General features: G+C 35.2%; 14 protein-coding genes and 1 pseudogene. 6 read left to right on the top strand and 9 right to left on the bottom strand.

Annotated features, from left to right (window positions below):
• Positions 1-25 precede the first annotated feature (25 nt).
• Both MP478_RS10310 and MP478_RS10305 read right to left on the bottom strand, forming a co-directional pair.
• Entirely contained in the window at positions 26-676 is a 651-nt protein-coding gene (locus tag MP478_RS10310) for a hypothetical protein (protein WP_257200420.1), read from the bottom strand.
• Positions 677-679: 3 nt separating this feature from the next.
• The gene (locus MP478_RS10305) at positions 680-1,393 is read right to left on the bottom strand and encodes a DUF434 domain-containing protein (protein ID WP_257200419.1); all 714 of its coding nucleotides are present in this window, start codon (positions 1,391-1,393) and stop codon (positions 680-682) included.
• A gap of 191 nt (positions 1,394-1,584) precedes the next feature.
• Here MP478_RS10305 and MP478_RS10300 point away from each other — a divergent pair, with 191 nt between their 5' ends.
• Entirely contained in the window at positions 1,585-2,445 is an 861-nt protein-coding gene (locus MP478_RS10300) for a DUF4822 domain-containing protein (RefSeq protein WP_257200418.1), read from the top strand.
• Between the two features lie 78 nt (positions 2,446-2,523).
• Here the strand turns inward: MP478_RS10300 and MP478_RS10295 are convergent, their stop codons facing one another.
• From MP478_RS10295 to MP478_RS10280, 4 genes are all read right to left on the bottom strand, one after another.
• Entirely contained in the window at positions 2,524-3,570 is a 1,047-nt protein-coding gene (locus tag MP478_RS10295; protein ID WP_257200417.1) for an MBL fold metallo-hydrolase, read from the bottom strand.
• An 11-nt stretch (positions 3,571-3,581) separates the two neighbouring features.
• Entirely contained in the window at positions 3,582-5,162 is a 1,581-nt protein-coding gene (locus tag MP478_RS10290; RefSeq protein WP_257200416.1) for a Na+/H+ antiporter, read from the bottom strand.
• 350 nt (positions 5,163-5,512) lie between these two features.
• Positions 5,513-7,270, bottom strand: coding sequence for an alkaline phosphatase (locus MP478_RS10285; RefSeq protein WP_257200415.1), 1,758 nt, complete (start codon positions 7,268-7,270; stop codon positions 5,513-5,515).
• 238 nt (positions 7,271-7,508) lie between these two features.
• A complete protein-coding gene (locus tag MP478_RS10280; protein ID WP_257200414.1) occupies positions 7,509-9,299 on the bottom strand; it encodes a helix-turn-helix domain-containing protein in 1,791 nt (596 codons plus the stop codon).
• A 196-nt stretch (positions 9,300-9,495) separates the two neighbouring features.
• Here MP478_RS10280 and MP478_RS10275 point away from each other — a divergent pair, with 196 nt between their 5' ends.
• Genes MP478_RS10275 through MP478_RS10260 form a run of 4 tightly spaced genes read left to right on the top strand, consistent with a single transcriptional unit; the run spans position 9,496 to position 15,039 of the window.
• Positions 9,496-9,693, top strand: a complete 198-nt coding sequence (locus MP478_RS10275) for a hypothetical protein (RefSeq protein ID WP_257191587.1) — start codon at positions 9,496-9,498, stop codon at positions 9,691-9,693.
• Positions 9,694-9,699: 6 nt separating this feature from the next.
• Complete coding sequence (locus MP478_RS10270; RefSeq protein WP_257200413.1) at positions 9,700-11,901, top strand: prolyl oligopeptidase family serine peptidase; 2,202 nt, start codon at positions 9,700-9,702, stop codon at positions 11,899-11,901.
• Positions 11,902-14,145 (top strand): lantibiotic dehydratase family protein, encoded by a 2,244-nt coding sequence (locus tag MP478_RS10265; protein WP_257200412.1) that lies wholly within the window; start codon positions 11,902-11,904, stop codon positions 14,143-14,145.
• Between the two features lie 45 nt (positions 14,146-14,190).
• Positions 14,191-15,039 (top strand): thiopeptide-type bacteriocin biosynthesis protein, encoded by an 849-nt coding sequence (locus MP478_RS10260; protein WP_257200411.1) that lies wholly within the window; start codon positions 14,191-14,193, stop codon positions 15,037-15,039.
• A 417-nt stretch (positions 15,040-15,456) separates the two neighbouring features.
• Here MP478_RS10260 and MP478_RS10255 read toward each other — a convergent pair whose 3' ends face one another.
• Positions 15,457-15,780: a MafI family immunity protein gene (locus MP478_RS10255; RefSeq protein ID WP_257200410.1), complete on the bottom strand. Its 324-nt coding sequence runs from the start codon at positions 15,778-15,780 to the stop codon at positions 15,457-15,459.
• Between the two features lie 83 nt (positions 15,781-15,863).
• Here MP478_RS10255 and MP478_RS10250 point away from each other — a divergent pair.
• Positions 15,864-16,082 (top strand): annotated as a pseudogene (locus tag MP478_RS10250) (DUF4291 family protein).
• A gap of 633 nt (positions 16,083-16,715) precedes the next feature.
• Here the strand turns inward: MP478_RS10250 and MP478_RS10245 are convergent.
• Both MP478_RS10245 and MP478_RS10240 read right to left on the bottom strand, forming a co-directional pair.
• Complete coding sequence (locus tag MP478_RS10245) at positions 16,716-17,261, bottom strand: hypothetical protein (RefSeq protein WP_257200409.1); 546 nt, start codon at positions 17,259-17,261, stop codon at positions 16,716-16,718.
• Positions 17,251-18,423, bottom strand: coding sequence for an RHS repeat-associated core domain-containing protein (locus MP478_RS10240; RefSeq protein ID WP_257200408.1), 1,173 nt, complete (start codon positions 18,421-18,423; stop codon positions 17,251-17,253). Before MP478_RS10240 ends, MP478_RS10245 begins: the two co-directional genes overlap by 11 nt.
• Between the last annotated feature and the right edge of the window lie 3 nt (positions 18,424-18,426).

Genomic DNA, 18,426 nt, shown 5'->3' with positions numbered 1-18,426 from the left:
GCAAACTTTTTACGCGGTAAAAAATTTATTCATTGATAAATCTTTCCAGAAAGCCAATCAGTTTTGTTCCCCCGTGGCTCCACCGGATTCCGTGGCCTTCTTTTTCCCTGATTTCAAAAACAATTCCGTGTTTATAATGAAAAAATACATTCCACCAGGTTTGGTTTTGGAGAATATAGCAGATTTTCTTCATCACCTTCTCCTGCTTCTGCTGGTTATTGCCTTTGACTTCGCCCCAAAAATGATCATCCATTCTTCCGGTGTGTTTTTCCCAGGCTCTCTGGGCAATGGTAATTTCACTGTTAAAAGGCTCTCTGCATGCATTAATTAATACTTGATGGAGAGGAGGAATAGCATTCTCATCACGGATGCTTGCCGGGGTAAGCCTTTGCCCCAAAACAATAAGCCAATCTTCAAAGGGAGTTTCTTCTAATTTTGTTGCTTTAACCTCAGCAGGATCATTGCTTTCTAATAAGTGAATAAACCTATCAAAAATGTCATGACGGTTAATTTTTATTTCTTCATTAAAATAAGGCAGATCCCAATCCAGCCTATTTTCTTTATAGGCCCGGATGTTTTTTTTCAGGTTTTTCACATGTTCTTCTTCTAAAATAGCCTGATATTTTTCTTTCCAGGAATCTGAAATAAAAGGAATATATTTTTCAAACATCTTCATTCTTTACGATGTTTTTATAAGATTGACAGAAAGCAATTCTTCCTGAATCAAATATCCGGTAAGATTAAACCATTGTTTACAGTGATCTAAAATCCAGGCATCAGCAGAAATAATGATTTCTGCATTTTCTGCCAGAAATTTATCCGGATTGAACTGAAGTTCACACTCCCAATTCAGTTTGTTTTCGAAAGCAAAATCAAGGATCATCTGTTTTACTCTTCCACTGTTGGATACCGGCTGATCAAAAACCCAGATCAGCTTTTGGATTTTATTTTTTTGAAAGAAAGAAGCTACCAATTCTACAGCTTTCAACGTCTGATTAACTCTTTTATAAGTTCCGTGAATTCCGGAAAGGTCTCGAAAACAACCGTCTGCGCCTTCGAAAATATAAGCTTCGGAAAGCAGGCTTTCCAACAAAATCAATACATTAAACCCATCAAGGTAAATTATTCTGTCTTTTAATGCTGAAACGTTCAGTTGTTTTAAATTTCTCTCATGGATCTGCATACCGGAAGCTGATGCACCCCGTAAAGCCTGTATTTGTCTGGTCTTTAATCTATATCTGTTGCCTACAAGTTCTGATCCTGCTTTTTCCGCATAACCTCTTGTCAGCAAATACTGCATATCCTGAACAGCCATTTTCAGTGTGTTGACCTGTTTTTCTGAACCGAACAGGTTATCGTCACCTGTATTTTTTCCCCGGTTTCTGTTATTCATACTCAAAAATAGAATTTTTGAAGGTTTTTCGTCTATAAACTTTTCCAAAAGAATTTTTCGGCAAGAGTACGACAATATCATTTTGTTTATTTTATCATCCATCTGTTATATCTCCTACAACAAAAGAGATACTTTATACAATGTTTTGGTGTTGATTAGGGATAAGTTTGCAAAGACTTAAAAATACCCTTATGAATACACTGAAAAAACTATGTTATCTGTGCGCAGCAATACTTTTAACAGCATCTTTTGTATCATGTTCTGATAACGATGACGAAATTATTATAGAACAGCAAACTCCCTCACAGGTTCTGTCTTCCACTCCATGGGAAACTACAGGGGCCAAAGATAAAAATGGGAATAATGTAGCACTAACTGATGCCAGTGTAGCCGGATATGTAGGTTTTGCTTATTTCAAAGCAGATGGAAAATTTGCTATTTACGGACTGGATGATATCTTGAGATCAAGAGGAACCTGGTCTGTAGATGCGCAAGGTAAAAAAAGAACTATTGCAGCGCTTAATCCGGACGGTTCTACTATCTTCACCCGCGATGTTGATATTCTTGTCCTTAATAAGAAAGAATTTACCTACAGAATATATCCTAGTTCAGCAGATCCATCTCTTTATTATGACATCATCCATACAAGAACATCTCATGCCGAACCGGACAACGGACAGCTTACTTTAGCTTCTACTCCGTGGGAAACTACAGGTGCTAAAGATAAAGACGGAAATAATGTAGCATTAACCAATGCCAGTGTAGCCGGATATGTAGGATATTCTTATTTCAGAGCCAATGGAACATTCAAAATTGTAGGATTGGATGATGTTTTCAGATCCCAGGGGAAATGGTCTATTTCTGCTGACGGGAAGAAGAGAACACTTATTGGAATCAATCCCGCTACCGGAGCTGTTATTTTTACCAGGGTGGTAAATATTCTTACCCTGAATGAGACTACTTTCACCTACAGAATTATCCCTGATGCGGCTAATCCTTCTGTATTTTATGATATTATCCATACTAAGGTTACCCATAATGAACCTCAGTAGTGGTTATTTTTTTGATAATAAGGAAGAACCTGCTCAGTATGGGCAGGTTTTTATTTTAATTAGTGATGTACAGGAATATCAGATATAGTCTTCCCACCAATTCTTCCAGTCTGTGGTGTCCAGCTTATCTAAGTTCACTTTTTCACCCATAACAGGTAATGTAATTGGCTGCTGATGTTCTTGGGCATATTTTGAAACCTGCTCAAGCGGTTCGTACCAGGCGTGCTGAGCTAATTTAAATTTTGAATTGTGTACAGGAATGAAATTTTTTGCATTCAGCTCTTTCACTTCTGTAATGATCTGTTCGGGTAAGGAGTGAATATAGGGCCACTTTTCATTGTATTGTCCACATTCCATTACTGCTAAATCGAATGGTCCGTATTTTTCTCCAATTTCTGTAAAATGGCTGCCATAGCCACTGTCGCCACCTAGAAAAAGGTTCTTTGTAGGTGTTTTCAACACAAAGGAGGTCCAGAGTGAGATATTACGGTTCAGCAGCCTTCCTGAGAAATGCCTTGCCGGAGTGAGAGTAATTCTGAAACCTTCTGCAATATCCATACTTTCCCACCAGTTTTTTTCCACAATTTTCTCTGGTGACCAGCCCCAATATTCAAAGTGCTGGCCGGTTCCCAAGCCACAGATTACTTTTCCTGCTTTATTTTTTAAAGCCTGAACGGTTTTATAATCCAGGTGATCCCAATGATCGTGGGAAATAATAAGGAAGTCTATATCCGGCATATGTTCCGGTTTATAATAATCTGCTCCCGGAAATGCTTTTATAGACCCCGGCATGGGAGAGGCATTTCCACTGAAAACAGGATCTATCAAAAATTTTTTGCCATCAATCTGTATGAAATAAGAGCTGTGCCCAAACCAAACGAGAACATTTTCGTCAGGCTGCAGGTTTTTAAGATCTGTTACTACAAACGGAAGTGCAGTTCCGGGTGAGGTGTTTTCTATTTTACACAGACTTCCGAGAAGAGCTTTGGTCATACTTTCCCCTTCCAACAAAGCCGGTGTTATCAGTATATTTTGAAACTTTCCATTGTTATAATTGGAAAGTGTACTGAAATATTCTTTTCTTTTTTCATCGGGGAATTGCCCCAGTTGTTTTACTAAGTTCATTGTATTTTTTTTTACATCCTAAGTCTTTCTTCTTCCATATCCAATCTTGTCAGATAATGTCTTATATATTCTTCATCAATATTCGGGTTACGTCTGTTTTCTTCCCGAAGCCAGATTCTCTGTTGCTCCAAAGTTTCAAAATAGATTTCTTTAGCTTCATCAGACAGCTTATGAACTGAATCTTCCTTATCTTCCTGCTCCCAGCGATCCATCAGTTTATTGAAGTATTCATTTTCATTTCTCTTTTCTTTATAGTTTTCATCCAGATACCTGAAGGCAACTCCGCGCATTTCTTTTTTCAAAAACCGTTCTGATTCGTCTTCAGACATATATCCTCCATTGGAATCGGATAGATTCAGTTTCTTTATCAGTGTTGGTAAGGTCAGTCCCTGAAGGATTAAAGTAACCAAAATGACTACAAATGTAATGAACAGGATAAGGTCACGATGAGGAAAAGGCTGTCCATTTTCCATGACAACGGGAATAGATAATGCAGCGGCTAAAGAAACCACACCCCTCATACCGGTCCAGCCCATTAGGACCGGGGCTTTCATTCCGGGATCTCTGTCTGCTACATTGATAAAATTCCGCATAATCAAAGTTATAAATACGGCACCAAAAGAAGCCAGGAAGCGGACAATAATCAGTACTGCTGTAACCAGCAATCCATAGCTTACTGCTTCGGACAGGCTTATTCCTTCTTTATTCAGGCCTACCATAATTTCGGGAAGATCCAGCCCTATCAGCAGAAAAACAATTCCGTTGATCAGGAATACAAAGCTTTCCCATACATTGGAGCCTCTCAGTCTGGATTCTGAAGTTCTGAAAACTTCATGTCTTCTTACAGAAAGAAAGAGTCCGCCACTCACTACAGCCAGCACACCGGAAGAGTGCACTTCTTCAGCAGCAATATATATAACATAGGGTGCTACTAAGCTGAGTATGGCATCCATATTGACATCGGTAGGGAATATTTTTTCAATTTTAAGAAAGATAAAAGCCAATACAACGCCTATTCCGAGGCCTCCAAATACCATCCATCCAAAACTGAGTACGGCATCCTGCCATATAAACTGCCCTGTAGCTACGGCTACCATGGCAAATCTAAAAATGATTAGTGAAGAGGCGTCATTGAACAGGCTTTCTCCTTCCAGCACAGTGGATACATTTTTAGGGACTTTTACAAATTTTAAAATAGCTCCTGCACTTACAGCGTCCGGTGGTGAAACAATTCCTCCCAAGACAAAACCCAAGGCTAATGAAAACCCGGGAATATATGAATTGGCCACAAAAGCTACAGATATTGCAGTAAGGAAAACAACAATAAAGGCAAAGCTGGTAATGATGCGCCTCAGTTTCCATATTTCCTTCCATGAAACCGCAAACGCTGCTTCATATAAAAGCGGGGGCAGAAAAATGATAAATATAAGCTCAGGATCAATCTTTATAGCGGGTAATCCGGGAATGAAGCTGATCAGTAATCCTGCAATAACCAATATAATAGGATAGGCAACTTTTAAACGATTGGCCAGCATTATCGCACCGATAATCACCAGAACCAATCCTAAGTAATAAATAAAATCTTCCACCATTGCTTTTTAATTATTTGTAAACCAAATGATATCATTTTTGAGAAATATGATGTCTCTAATTTGATTTTAAAATAAATATAAGCATTCAATATGGAAATTTCATACTGCCATACCAAGAAATGTTCGAATGTAAAATCTACAGGATTGATACTGCATACAGAATAAACCCAGGAGTCTATATGCAAGTTTGGTCTGAAGTTTCGAAATCAGGGGTGAAAATTCTTTCATTATATCCTCCTGCAGCTGTTTAAGATACAAAAAACATTAATATAAAAGAGCTACAGTAGCGTGCTGCAGCTCTTAATACAAAATTGAAAATAAGATTTGTTCTACTAAAACTATGATTAAAATTATACGATTGTAAATGTTTTTTCGGTAACAGTATTGTAAGTATCGGAAATTATATTGTCTACAAATCTCCATTCTGCCATAGAACTTCCGGAAGTAAATTTTACATGCAGATATCCTCTTTTATAAAGATTGGCATAATCCAGATCGTCTATCAACATTGAAAATGCCTGAGCCAATTCTACAGCTTTTGCAGGGTCAGATGAGATTCCCAGATATCCTTCAAGCCCCGGAGAAGAAACCGAACTGCAGGCCAGCTCTGTCCCAATGTGATTTCCCTGCGCATCTTTCAGTGTTCCCAACCATGCATTATGAGTATCCCCTGCCAGTACCACTACTTTTTTCCCGGCAAGAAGAGAATATAATTGTTCTCTTTCCATAAAATATCCATCCCATGCATCTAAATTATAAGGTAGTGTAGTAGTAATTCTTGCAATTTCCTGCGGTGTAAGGGTTGGGTCCTGTTGTTTGTATCTTGTTTTCAAAACAATCAATTGGGTAATTGTAGTCTGAAGTGCCAGCATGGTTGCCGGCTGTGCACTTCCGTGCTGTTTTATTTCTGCAAGAATCTGGTTCAGTAACATCAGAAGTTCGGCAGGAACCATCATTTTTGTCATAAGGATCTGCTGCCCCAATACCTGCCATTTTGCAGTGTTACCATTGATCTGAGAACTCAGCCATGACATCTGCTCGCTTCCGATCAGTTTTCTGCCGGTGCTCAAAAAATCTGTTGTAAACTGGGCCTGATTAAAGCTTCCGGCATTATCCAGATAATCCGAATATTCCATCTGTTTATCTCTTGCGATTACCCTTGTATCCATCATGTAAAGGGAAACAATATTCCCGAACTGGAAACTTCTGTAAATTTTCAGATCTTTTCCTGTTTTCAAAGGAATATACTCACTGTAAGCCTGGAAGGCTGCCATTTTTCTGGCCTGGAAATCCCCTTCATTAGGCTGATGATTTTCAGCTCCGGATTTGTAGGTGTCATTCGCAAATTCATGATCATCCCATACGCAGATAAAGGGCTTTTTCTGATGAAGAAGCTGAAGATTTTTATCTCCCCTGTACTGTCTGTATCTTTCCCTGTAATCGTTAAGACTCAGGATTTCTCTGGCCGGTTTATGGGCTCTGCCAAGTTGGCTGGTATAAGGATTGGTACCATATTGTCCCGGAGCATATTCGTAAATATAGTCTCCAAGGTGTACCACTACATCGGCTTCTGATTGGGCAATAGCACCGTACACATTAAAAAGTCCTGCAGGAAAATTAGAACAGGATACCACCGCCATTTTCACTTCGTCTACAGTATCTGTTTTTGATGGTAACGTAAGGGTTTCTCCAACAACAGAAGCTTCTTTGGTTGTAATATTATAAAATCTATAGTAAAACTTAGTATTTGACGGAATATTCTGTAGGTCTACAGCTACAGTAAAATCATTAACAGATGTAGACATCGCCTTGCCTCTTCTCAATACTTCCGAGAAACTGCTGTTTTTACTTATTTCCCAGGTAATTTCAGCATCAATGCCTGTAGAGTATCTTGTCCAGATAATAATTCCTGCTGCAGTAGGATCGAAACTGGCTACTCCGGATTCAAAGCCTGCATTTTTAAGATCGGTGGGAGCATTTTCATTGGTATCGGTAAAATCATTATCTGTACAGCTTTCAATTAAAGGAGCGATAAAAATTCCTCCTGCTGCCAGCAATGAATTTTTAAGAAATCTCCTCCTGTTGATCGGGTTGTTGTTTTCCATCATTATTTTTTCTGCAAAACAACGTTATCTGAGCAAGAAGGCTGTTAACTCAGTTTTAATTATTCTTTATGGTTTTTTAAACATACGTTTAATTCGAATTTTATCTGTTTCAAGGAATGATAAGTCCCAATTAAAAAATAACAAAGCACTCACATTTCTGTAAGTGCTTGTTTTTTTTCGGGGTCATTTCTTCAAAAGTTGAATCTATGAATGCTGAATCGCATACATTCCAAAAGGTTTATTATACTACATCTGGATTATCCTTTGTTTCATTTACCGTCTTTTCAATTTCCTTTAAATAGATGGATAGCGGAGTTCCCGTTCTTTTTTTGAAAGCCAAGGTGAAAGCCTGCTCATTGTTGTATCCTAATTCTTCTGCAATAAAAGGTATTTTATAAGACCGAAATCTTCTGTCCCTTGCCAATCTGCTGATCGCGTAATCAATACGGAGATCATTAAGATAAGCTGCAAAATTTTTCCCTTTATGGGTATTGATTACTTCTGACAAATATTTAGAATTTGTCTTTATTTTTTTTGCCAGCGTTCCCAACGTGATTCCCCTGTTTAAAAACTGTTCTTTCTTTTCAAAAATATCAAGCTCTTTCAGAATACTTTGTGTTATATCCTCGGAAATTGTTTTCGTTGTTTTATCTTCTGTATTCTCTACATTTTCTGTATTTTCTATATTTTGTGGTAAGACAATATCCGGTACTACTTCTTCTTTTTGTATTTCTGCCTCTGGTTCCTTCTTATTCTCATTAACGGACTGAATTAAATCCTGAGCAATCTTTCGGTATTTTTTTTCAGCATTTTTATATTTAAAATAAAAATTTACAAATAATAAAAGAACTATCACTAAGATTCCCAGCACTATATAAAGGAATATTTTTCTCTGTTTGAGTTCTTTGATAATACTCTCTTTTTCCTGTAACAGATTAGGGGTGTCATACCTTCTTGGTAGCTCTCTTGATATATACCGGAAACGGGTATCCAACACCTTGTCAACATCTAAAAATCTTTCAACATAATAAAGCTGTTTCTCCTTATCTTTTTTCTCTTTATAATGATCAATAAGGTAGGTATACACTTCTCTAAGCTCAGGAAAAACATAGTTTGTTTTAAGCACCATAGAGTCTATTTTAGCAAAATTCTCTATTGCTTTATTGCTTTCCTGTAATCCCGCATAGGCCTTTCCTAAGTTTAAAAGAGTATAATTTTGATTTCTCTTGCTGGGATAGCTTGCAGTGAAAAAGAAGTTTTTACACTTCAATAAGTTTTCAATGGCTACGTTATATTTTTTTAATTTTAAATTATAATAGCCCAATAAACCCAAATTCTGATGGTAAGCATATACGTTTTTGCTTTTCTTAGCGGCCAGTAATCCATCCTGTATCAACATATATGCAGAATCCATTTTATTGATTTCTATATAAGCATCTGCTAAATTTAATCTAAGAATGGTATGCTCACTCTCATTCATATAATCAGCATTATACAAATAATATCTAAGGGTCTTAGCTGTTTCAGCATGCTTTCCAATATAATTTTTCAAATAGGCAATACTGATCTCAGCCATGGCAATCTGCCTTTTATATCCCTTTTCTTTCGCGTATTTCAGACCCAGGACATAATTATTCAGTGCAGCCTGAAGGTTATCAGATTTAAAATATAAATTCCCTCGTAATAAATACGTCCTGGCGGGATAATAAATTTCTTTGGATTTTTTGGTAACAGACTGCAAACTATCCAGATACTTTAATGCATTGGGTAAAGATTCATCAACATGTAACATGACATATGCCTCCGCAATCTGAACTTCATCTTTTTCTTCTTTGGCTTTTTGGAGATAGTATTTTGCTATATCTCTTTTACTTTTTACATCTTCAGGTTTAGTTTCATAGAATTTTTTTTCCAATTCCTGATAGGTATAATCTTTTAAAACACTCTTTTGAATATTCTCAGCATTACCCGTCTGTGCATACATTACATTACACAACACACTTAACAATAAAAGCAGCTTAATTTTCAACATCTGCATCCCATTTTTTACAAAAATATTATTTAAAAATGAGAGTCTTATAAAAATTTAAAAAAATCATTATAAAACACTGTAAACCAATTAATTAAAATAAGTATAAAAATTATAAATTCATGAATTTATGCATACTTTTTCCCAACATAGAGAAAAAATAGCTTTATTTGTAAACAGCTACATAAACAATTTTAAAATGAAAAATAAGAAAGAAACAAAAAAGAAACTATCTTTAAAAAAATTACAGATGGCAAAAATTGACAATCTCAACAAAGTACATGGCGGCTATGGTAACAACAGCCACCTGCAGCACATTGACGGTTGTGTGAATGGCGATGATGGAAGCATCATTGATGATAGCCTGGGGATACCACCACCTGTTCTTACAAAATAATTTCTTATGCAATATAAAATATTTCTCACTTCCCTTCTTTTAACAACATCTTTCAAAGCACAATTAAGTAATCTGGCTCCGTCTGTTCCTGCTACAGACAATTATTTTGGCACAAAAATAATAGATGAATACAGGAATTTAGAAAATTTACAGGATCCTAAAGTAATTGGCTGGATGAAATCCCAGTCAGATTTTACAGCTTCAGTATTAAGCTCTATTCCTAATAGAAATTATTATCTAAATAAAAGGTTAGAGTTTGATAAGAGAGAAGGATATTCCTTATATGATTTAAAAGTAACGGAAAATGATAAATATTTTTATTTAAAAAGAAATGTTGGAGAAAAAACCGCTAAGGTTTATTACAGAAATGGATTTAACGGGCAAGAAAATTTACTTTATGACCCCGCCAATTTTGTTTCCTCCAGGAAAACGACAGGCACTCCCAAGACGGGCAATTTTGTCATCAATCTTGCAAGTCCCAGTTGGGATGGAAGTAAAGTGGCCATTTCTTTAACCCAGGGAGGTAAAGAATTATCTGAAGTAATTGTGATGGATGTGGATAAAAAAACTATTTATCCACAAACCATCACTAATACAAATCCTGCCAGCATTGGAGGAATAAAATGGCTTGATGATAACAGTGGCTTCTTCTATACCTATTATCCGGTGGTAGATCTGCAGTCTAAAGATTTCAGAAAAAATACCCAGGCTATACTTTATAGAATTGGCGAAGATCCTAAAAAGCTTAATGATGTATTTTCAAGTACCCATAATCCTGATCTGAAAATCAGCAGCACAGATTATCCTGCCATCCTTTCTTTCAACCGTGAAGATCAGCATTACATAGGAATTTTGGTAGATGCAGAGAATTTCAGGAAAACATTTTTTATTGAAAAGAAAGAATTATTACAGGGAAAAAATAATTGGAAACCTTTGTATGATAAAGAAAGTAAAGCATTTTCAATAAGACTAGCAGGAAATGACATTTATTTTTTATCAGGATATAACTCATCCAATTATAAGTTGTGTAAAACCAATATGACCACCAGGGATTTTAAAAACCCTGAAATACTGGTTCCTGAAAAAAAAGATGAAGTCATAAAGCAGTACACTATTACAAAAGATGGTATTTATTATGTGACCACCAAAAATGGGGTGGAAGCTAAATTATATTTATATCAAAATGGAAAAGATATTGCCATCAAATTACCCTATGTTTCCGGCAGCATAGATCTACAATCCAAAGGAAAGAATTTTTCTGATATATGGATCAATTGTTCGGGATGGGCTAATGAAGAAGAGCGCTTTAAGTATACCCTATCTACCAACACTTTCACTCAGGAAAATCTTGTTCCTAACATAGATTTCCCGGAATTTAAAGATATTACTGTAGAGGAACTTTCTATAAAATCCTATGATGGAACGGAGGTTCCCTTATCCTTAATTTATAACAAAAACACTAGGAAGAACGGCAAAAATCCATTGCTTATAGATTGCTATGGAGCTTTTGGAGAGTCTTCAAGACCCTTTTTTGCTAAGAGTTACTTATTGTGGGTCAATCAGGGAGGTATTGTTGCTATTCCCCATGTAAGAGGAGGTGGAGAAAAAGGAGCACAATGGCATACTGACGGACAGAAAGATAAAAAACCCAATACCTGGAAAGATCTGATTGCCAGTGCGGAATATCTTATTGATCAGAAATTCACGTCACCGGAAAAATTGGCAATCTGGGGAGCCAGTGCAGGAGGCATTGCAATAGGAAGAGCCATGACCGAAAGACCAGAGCTGTTTAAGGCTGCCATAATAGAATCCGGAGTATTAAATACGATCCGGTTCGAGAACAATGGAATTCAGGCAACCAGCATCAAAGAATATGGAAACCCAAGTGATCCGACTGAGTTTAAAGGACTATTAGAAATGGACTCTTATGAACATATTAAAAAAGGTAAAAAATACCCTGCTGTTTTACTTTGTGCCGGAATTAATGATCCAAGAGTGTCACCGTGGCAATCTACAAAATTCGCATCTAAATTATTAGCAAGCAGTACTTCAAAAAGACCTGTTTTATTAAATATAGATTATGAAGGAGGCCATGGCGCAAATATTCCGGTAGCCCAGCGATATTCTAACCTCTCGGATATCTTTGCGTTTGCATTCTGGCAACTGGGACATCCTGATTACCAGCCTCAAAAAGATAATAAGAAGTAGATGTCTCGTTTTCCTTACCATTTTTTTGATGAGTATGTTTTTCGTACGCCCTTATTTTCACGGAAGCAATTCCTTGAAATGGCAGGCAATGATGAAATTCAAAAGAATGCATTGAAATCAATCTATGCGGATCCTGTTTTTCAGGAAGCCATTTATCTGGCCTCTCCCTATCTTCATAAAAAACTGAATGACTGGCTCAGCTTCAATCAGCATAAATCACAGAAAGAAAATCAGAAGCTGGAAAACAGTTTTCTAAAATATTACAGCCGGATGAGCACCCGTTCTATTCCTTTTGGTTTGTTTACAGAAGTGGGTGTAGGACAATTCGGTACAGGCCCCAACCCGTTTTATGGGAAAGATCAGTTCACAAGTGAGCATCTTGTGAGGGAAACTCAGCTGGACATGCACTTTCTGGTTGGCCTTTCCAGTCATTTGGTAAAAGCTCCGGAGATAAGAAATAAGTTATTATTTTATCCTAACAACAGCATTTATACAGTCAGGAATAGAATCCGCTATGTTGAATACGAATATACCCACGGAAAAAGAGAGTATATCATCTCATCAGCTCAGCTTTCTGATGAATTACAGGATGTATTAGATTGTGCAAAAAAAGGTAAAACAATACAGCAGCTTTCAGACATTCTGATCAATGAAGAAATCACATCGGAAGAAGCTACGGAATTCATCAATGAATTAATTGACAATCAGGTTCTGGTAAGTGAATTGGAACCTAATGTATCCGGAAAAGATTTCTTAGATATCATCATCGGAACTTTACAAAAAACAGGCATCAGTAATGAAGCTGAAATTCTGAGTTCTATACAAGCCAAACTGGATATCATAGATACCACTATCGGAAACCCTGTTTCTTTATATGCTGAAATTGAGGATTTAATTACATTATTCAATACAGAATATGATCAGAAATACCTGTTTCAGACCGACCTTTATTTCAAAGAAAAATTTATTTTACCTCCATACTGGAAAAAGGAATTAAAAGAAGCGGTTAGTTTTTTAAATAAAATTAAGTTCCCCCAAAAGGACAACCACCTGGAGAGATTTAAAAAAGCATTTCATGAAAGGTTTGAAAAGCAGGAAATGCCATTGGCCTATGTATTAGATACAGAGATTGGAATCGGTTACAGGCAGGATATTGCTACAAAGGGATTACATCCTTATATTGAAAACCTGGATTATTCTTCGTCTCATCATCACTCAACCCTTAGAATTGGACTGGATCCTCTTCAGCAAATTCTAAATGAAAAAGTACAGGAAGCCTTGCTCAACAATCAATACAAAATTAATCTGTCTGATAAGGATTTCGAAGAATTTGAGGAAAACTGGAATGATCTGCCGGATACAATTTCTTTTGTCACAGAAATTATCTCTGAAAACAATCAGGAAAAGCTCTCCCTAAGCAGCGGAGGCGGAGGCAGCGCAGCCAATCTTCTGGCAAGGTTTTGTTCTGAGAAATCTGAAGTTCAAAATTTAACAAAATGCATTGCACAAAAAGAACAGGAGCTTAATGCCGGTTATATCTCGGCAGAAATTATCCATCTTCCCGAAGCAAGAATAGGAAATGTAATCCGAAGGCCTACACTGCGCCCTTATGAAATCCCTTTCCTGGCACAATCCGTTTTGCCGGAAGAAAATCAGATAAGTGTTGATGATTTATACATTTCCCTGAAGAATAATAGAATTGTTTTGCGCTCCAAAAAACTGAACAGAGAAATTAAACCATACCTGACCAATTCACATAATTATTCCGCCAATCCATTGCCGGTTTATCATTTTTTATGTGATCTTAATCGTCAAAATATAAGATCTTCCATTAGTTTTAACTGGGGAGATTTAAAAAGTATCTATCAGTTTTTACCGAGGGTGGAATATAAAAATTCAATTCTCTCAAAAGCCTGGTGGAAAATTACCGAAAAAGAGCTTATTCAGCTTTCAATATTGAGCAGCTATGAAACAGGAAATAAAGAACAATTATTATCCGGCATAAAATCCTGGAGAAATAAAAGGCAAATACCCCAGTGGATTCAATGGGTCCAGTCTGATAATAAGCTTACTATTAATCTTGATAATTATGATCTGGTGATAGTTTTTATTGATACCGTTAAAAAATTAAAATCAATCGTTATTGAGGAGTTCCTGTATAACGAGAATACTGACTTTATGCACCAGTTTATATTTTCAATGTATAGGGAGGGTGAGAGCCAAGAGTTAAGAGTTAAGAGTTAAGAGTTAAGAGTTAAGAGCAAAGATAAAAAACATGTAAGATAAGGGATGATGGTAAAAAGAAAGTTTGTTCCCGGAAGTGAATGGCTGTATTTTAAAATATATACGGGAATAAAAACAGCAGACATTATTTTGGAGGAATCCATTGAACCGCTCATGGCCTGCTTCAAAGAAAATAATTTAATTTTACAATGGTTTTTTATCCGTTATAATGATCCACAGCCGCATCTGAGGCTCAGATTAAAGCTTACTCAAGCTGAAAATTATACTGAAGTTCTCCAAAAAATCAATAATGCTCTCACTGAATATATTAACAGCGGAGAAATTTCAAATATCCTTATCGATATTTATCACCGGGAAATGGAAAGGTATGGCAGCAATACGATAGAAGAAGCTGAAACCTTATTCTGGAAAAACAGTGAGTTTACGTTAGAATGTCTTCATTACAGCGATGAGGAAAAGCTTATGATCAGTCTCTTTTATATTGATGAACTCTTACATCAGCTCAACCTTCCGATCCAGGAAAAACTGAAATGGATAAAAGATTTCAATGAAGTATTTAAAAAGGAATTTAAAGCCGATAAAAAACTTAACAGCCAGCTGGATAAGAAATACCGGGAATTTAATCCCCTATTCTTAGATTTTATCCAGTCTGAAGAATTTTCAGAGGAAAGAAGTACCATAATTTCCACCATTAGTGAAAGTGCTTCTGTATTACAAACGATCCTCAACCATCATGAAAGTCAATCTTTAGAATCCTCATTGCAAACATTCTTTCAAAGTATTTTTCATATGAATATCAACAGAATGTTTATTTCCAACCAACGCCTGTTTGAAATGATTGTTTATGATTATTTATTCAGATATTACAAAACGGTTGCCTTCCGGGCTTTGTAGAACAACTGATTTGTAGCTTGGCTCATACCCATTTCAATACCTTCCTAAGCTTCTAAAATATAGAATGCAGTACCGCCTTCTTTTTCTCTTTTTTTTAGTTGATAATTGTAACCATTGTTTTTGATTTTTGAGTTAGATAAAGTACCAGGAACAATAGTATATTAGCCATCATTTTGATTGTATCAATACCTGCAACTTTTCTCTATACTTATTGGTTGGATGACTCCCCTCAGTATCTGTTGGGGGGGGACAAGTGGGATTACACGAAAATAAAGGCTATCGAAAAAGATTTCAGATTTTTTAGAGACACACTTCTCTATACAATCACACTTTCACGACATTCCAAGGCCTATAATTTCTTACATACCCTCAAATATAGTAAAAAGAGGCTATCTCACTTTTGAGATAGCCTCTTTTTTACTTTTTCAAATTGGTTATAATTATAGCCAGTTCATCTTTTACAGTCTTAGGAATAGTACTTCCATCCCTTATTAGTTCTTTCATAAAAGAATAGAAACTTTCTTCCAAATTTAACAATTCTCCTATCCTCCCTATTAATTCATAAAATTCAATACTGATTTCAATATCATATTCGTACAACTGCGTTATTAAAGTATCAAAGCATAAACCATATTCATTATGTATTAAATATTCTCTAGCATTATTTAAATCAGTATCATTTAATCCTAAGGCCATAGAAATTTCAATTAATCTAGTTAAAGCGTTATTGAGTTTATTCATATAATTATCTTATTGTAAAAGGAAAAATACGTAATTTTGGTAAAAATATTCCAAACTAAGACATTAAAAATATTTATTGCACGGTGAACGAAAAGATAATAAGAGCTATATTTGATAATGATACTATTACAGTTTATCAAGCATTCAATAAAAATATTGCTCAATCTGCGATAGATAAACAAAATTTAGTATCACCTCCTTTTAAAAAGGAAAGAATGACTTGAATTAAACCTTCTTTTTTATGGATGATGTATCGGTCAGGATGGGCAACTAAAGAAAATCAAGAAAATATACTAGCCTGAGTCGTCCTAAAATAGGTTGACTCATTTCTAACTGTGAAAATCTTATATAATCTCTTGTAAATAAAAACCATTATTTTTTAATAGGATTACAGTCTTCAATAGGACTAGGCAATTTCAACATGTTTTTTGTCTCTTGTAACTCTTCTAATATTGAATTGCAAAAAAACACAATTTTCAAATCTTTGTATATTCAAAACTCCAATGTCTTGAGTAATGATACATTGCATTTTCTTGATAGGGCTGTACTAGAAACTTTGTTGCTTTAGAAGCACTTTTTAAAGTTCTTTAACAGAAGTTCTTTATTTTGTTTTGTATCAGTTCTTATAACTATTTTATATTTCTTATATAAAACTACTGTATCCGTAGGCTCTATAATACCAGGACAAGTATAACAATTATCTAAAATATCAACACTTTTTAGAGTTTCATCTTTATTACTCAAACCTAATAATAAGTACTTGTCTTCCGAATTAAATTTAGTACTCTTTGCTTCATAATATAAAATGTAATTATCTACTATTCAACTGACATCTATTACATTTGCTTGTTTTTTTTGGAATAACAGTTATAACAAAGCAATGTTATAAATATTAAGGTAAGGAACCTAGTTACAGTTTACACTTTTGTTACTATTTAGTTTTGTAAATCAACTGATACTTTATGTGGCACAATGTTAAATTTTTTAAAAACCTCATTAATTTTTTCTTCTTCTTCTGGTAATGTATAATTAATCAGATTCATGCTTTTATCAAAAAGGAGAAACCATTGATAAGGATCATAAGAAACATTATCATAAGGCTTTATAAATTCCACCTTTGAGCTATTTGATGGCACCTTGTTTGAAATAATCTTTTTTAAAAACCTAATGTCTTTGGTTGTCTTACCTTGTAGTAATAAATCAAAATTCTTGTACTTAAAAAAGTCTAAATTCTTAGAGTTAGGATTTACCATTATAGATTTAATATTATCCCTTGTTATAGTAATCATATACCCTTTGTTTTCGTAATAAAGACTTGACACATGAATTAATGATAAATCAGGCTTAAACTTTTCATCATTATTTGCATAAATAAATGCATCAACAACATTATTAAAATTGTATTTATTTGTTACACAAGGAGTTTGTGAAATACTAAATTGAAATATTAATGTGAATAATAATATTAAGTTATTTTTCATAAGTACCGTTTTTATTAAATGTTGTATAAGAGCCATTTCTGTAAACTCTAAAAATAGTATTTCTGTAAATTGGATTAACCGCATTGTCATAATCATACCTTCCTCCCCAAGCTTCTCTATTCGACCCAACATTACCCCATGGAAAGTAACCACTTGGAAGAGTATTTAATGGATGATTATGGTCTTGTTTGGTTAAAATGAACGTACCTTCAAAAGATGAAAAGTTTGTCATTCCATTTAATCTTGGGTCTACAGGTGAAGACCCTTTTAAACCAAAAGTTGAAACAACTGATTTAGTAGAACCATTTTCTTTTCCTGTATAGGTACTATTAGAAAACTCAATTTTTGTATTATTATATAAATATTCTGCTAATTCAGTAGCCTTACTGGAGGCATCCAGTTTTAACGTTGTCATTAAGCTAGATTCATTACCTTTGGAATCTGTAATGGGATTGTCTAATTTGACTTCCTGCATATTAGAGGCAACAGTCCCTTTTGCCCCGACCTCAACACCCTGAGCATTAGATTTTAAAGTTTTCCCATCTTTTTCAAACTGATTTTCAGCATAAATAACATCTGTATTTGAATCTGCAACTTTAGTAAGCTTTCCTGAGTTATCCCATTTAAATATATCTGTTGCCTGCCTTCCATCAGGGTCAATAAACCTCAAAGGATTATTCATAGCATAATTATAAGGAGACCACCTTCTAAACTCCTCACTTAATGGGTCAGGTGAAAACCATCTACCTGCTGTATCCAAATAAGGTTGAGCATCTGGGTCATTCAAATCTATTTCTCTGAACTCTGTTATCTCCTTGGTTTTTCTATTGTACTTTACAGAACCAATATTAACTACAGCATCCATATCGTGAAATTCTAAGTATTTTCCTTTGCTGAGTGTAGCAATTTTAGGATAATAGCCACGGTCTTTAAAAGGATTTCCAATAGCAATATTTTTTCTTCTTCTTTCTGCTTCTTCAGGAGTAATGGTATCTCTGGTTTTCAAAACCTCATCCATATAAGGTCTATTTCTCTCTTCTTTAGTTAGTTTAACAGGATTTACCCATTTCTTTTCAGCTTTTGGCTTAGCTTGGGGTTTCTTGACTTGAGCTTGTGTAATTCCTGCCAGAAGTACAAAGCCAGTAAGTATAATTCTTTTCATTGT

The organism is Chryseobacterium sp. WG14 (assembly GCF_024586945.1).
In the GTDB taxonomy this organism is placed as follows: Bacteria; Bacteroidota; Bacteroidia; order Flavobacteriales; family Weeksellaceae; genus Chryseobacterium.
This window is presented reverse-complemented; position numbering and strand designations above follow the sequence as displayed.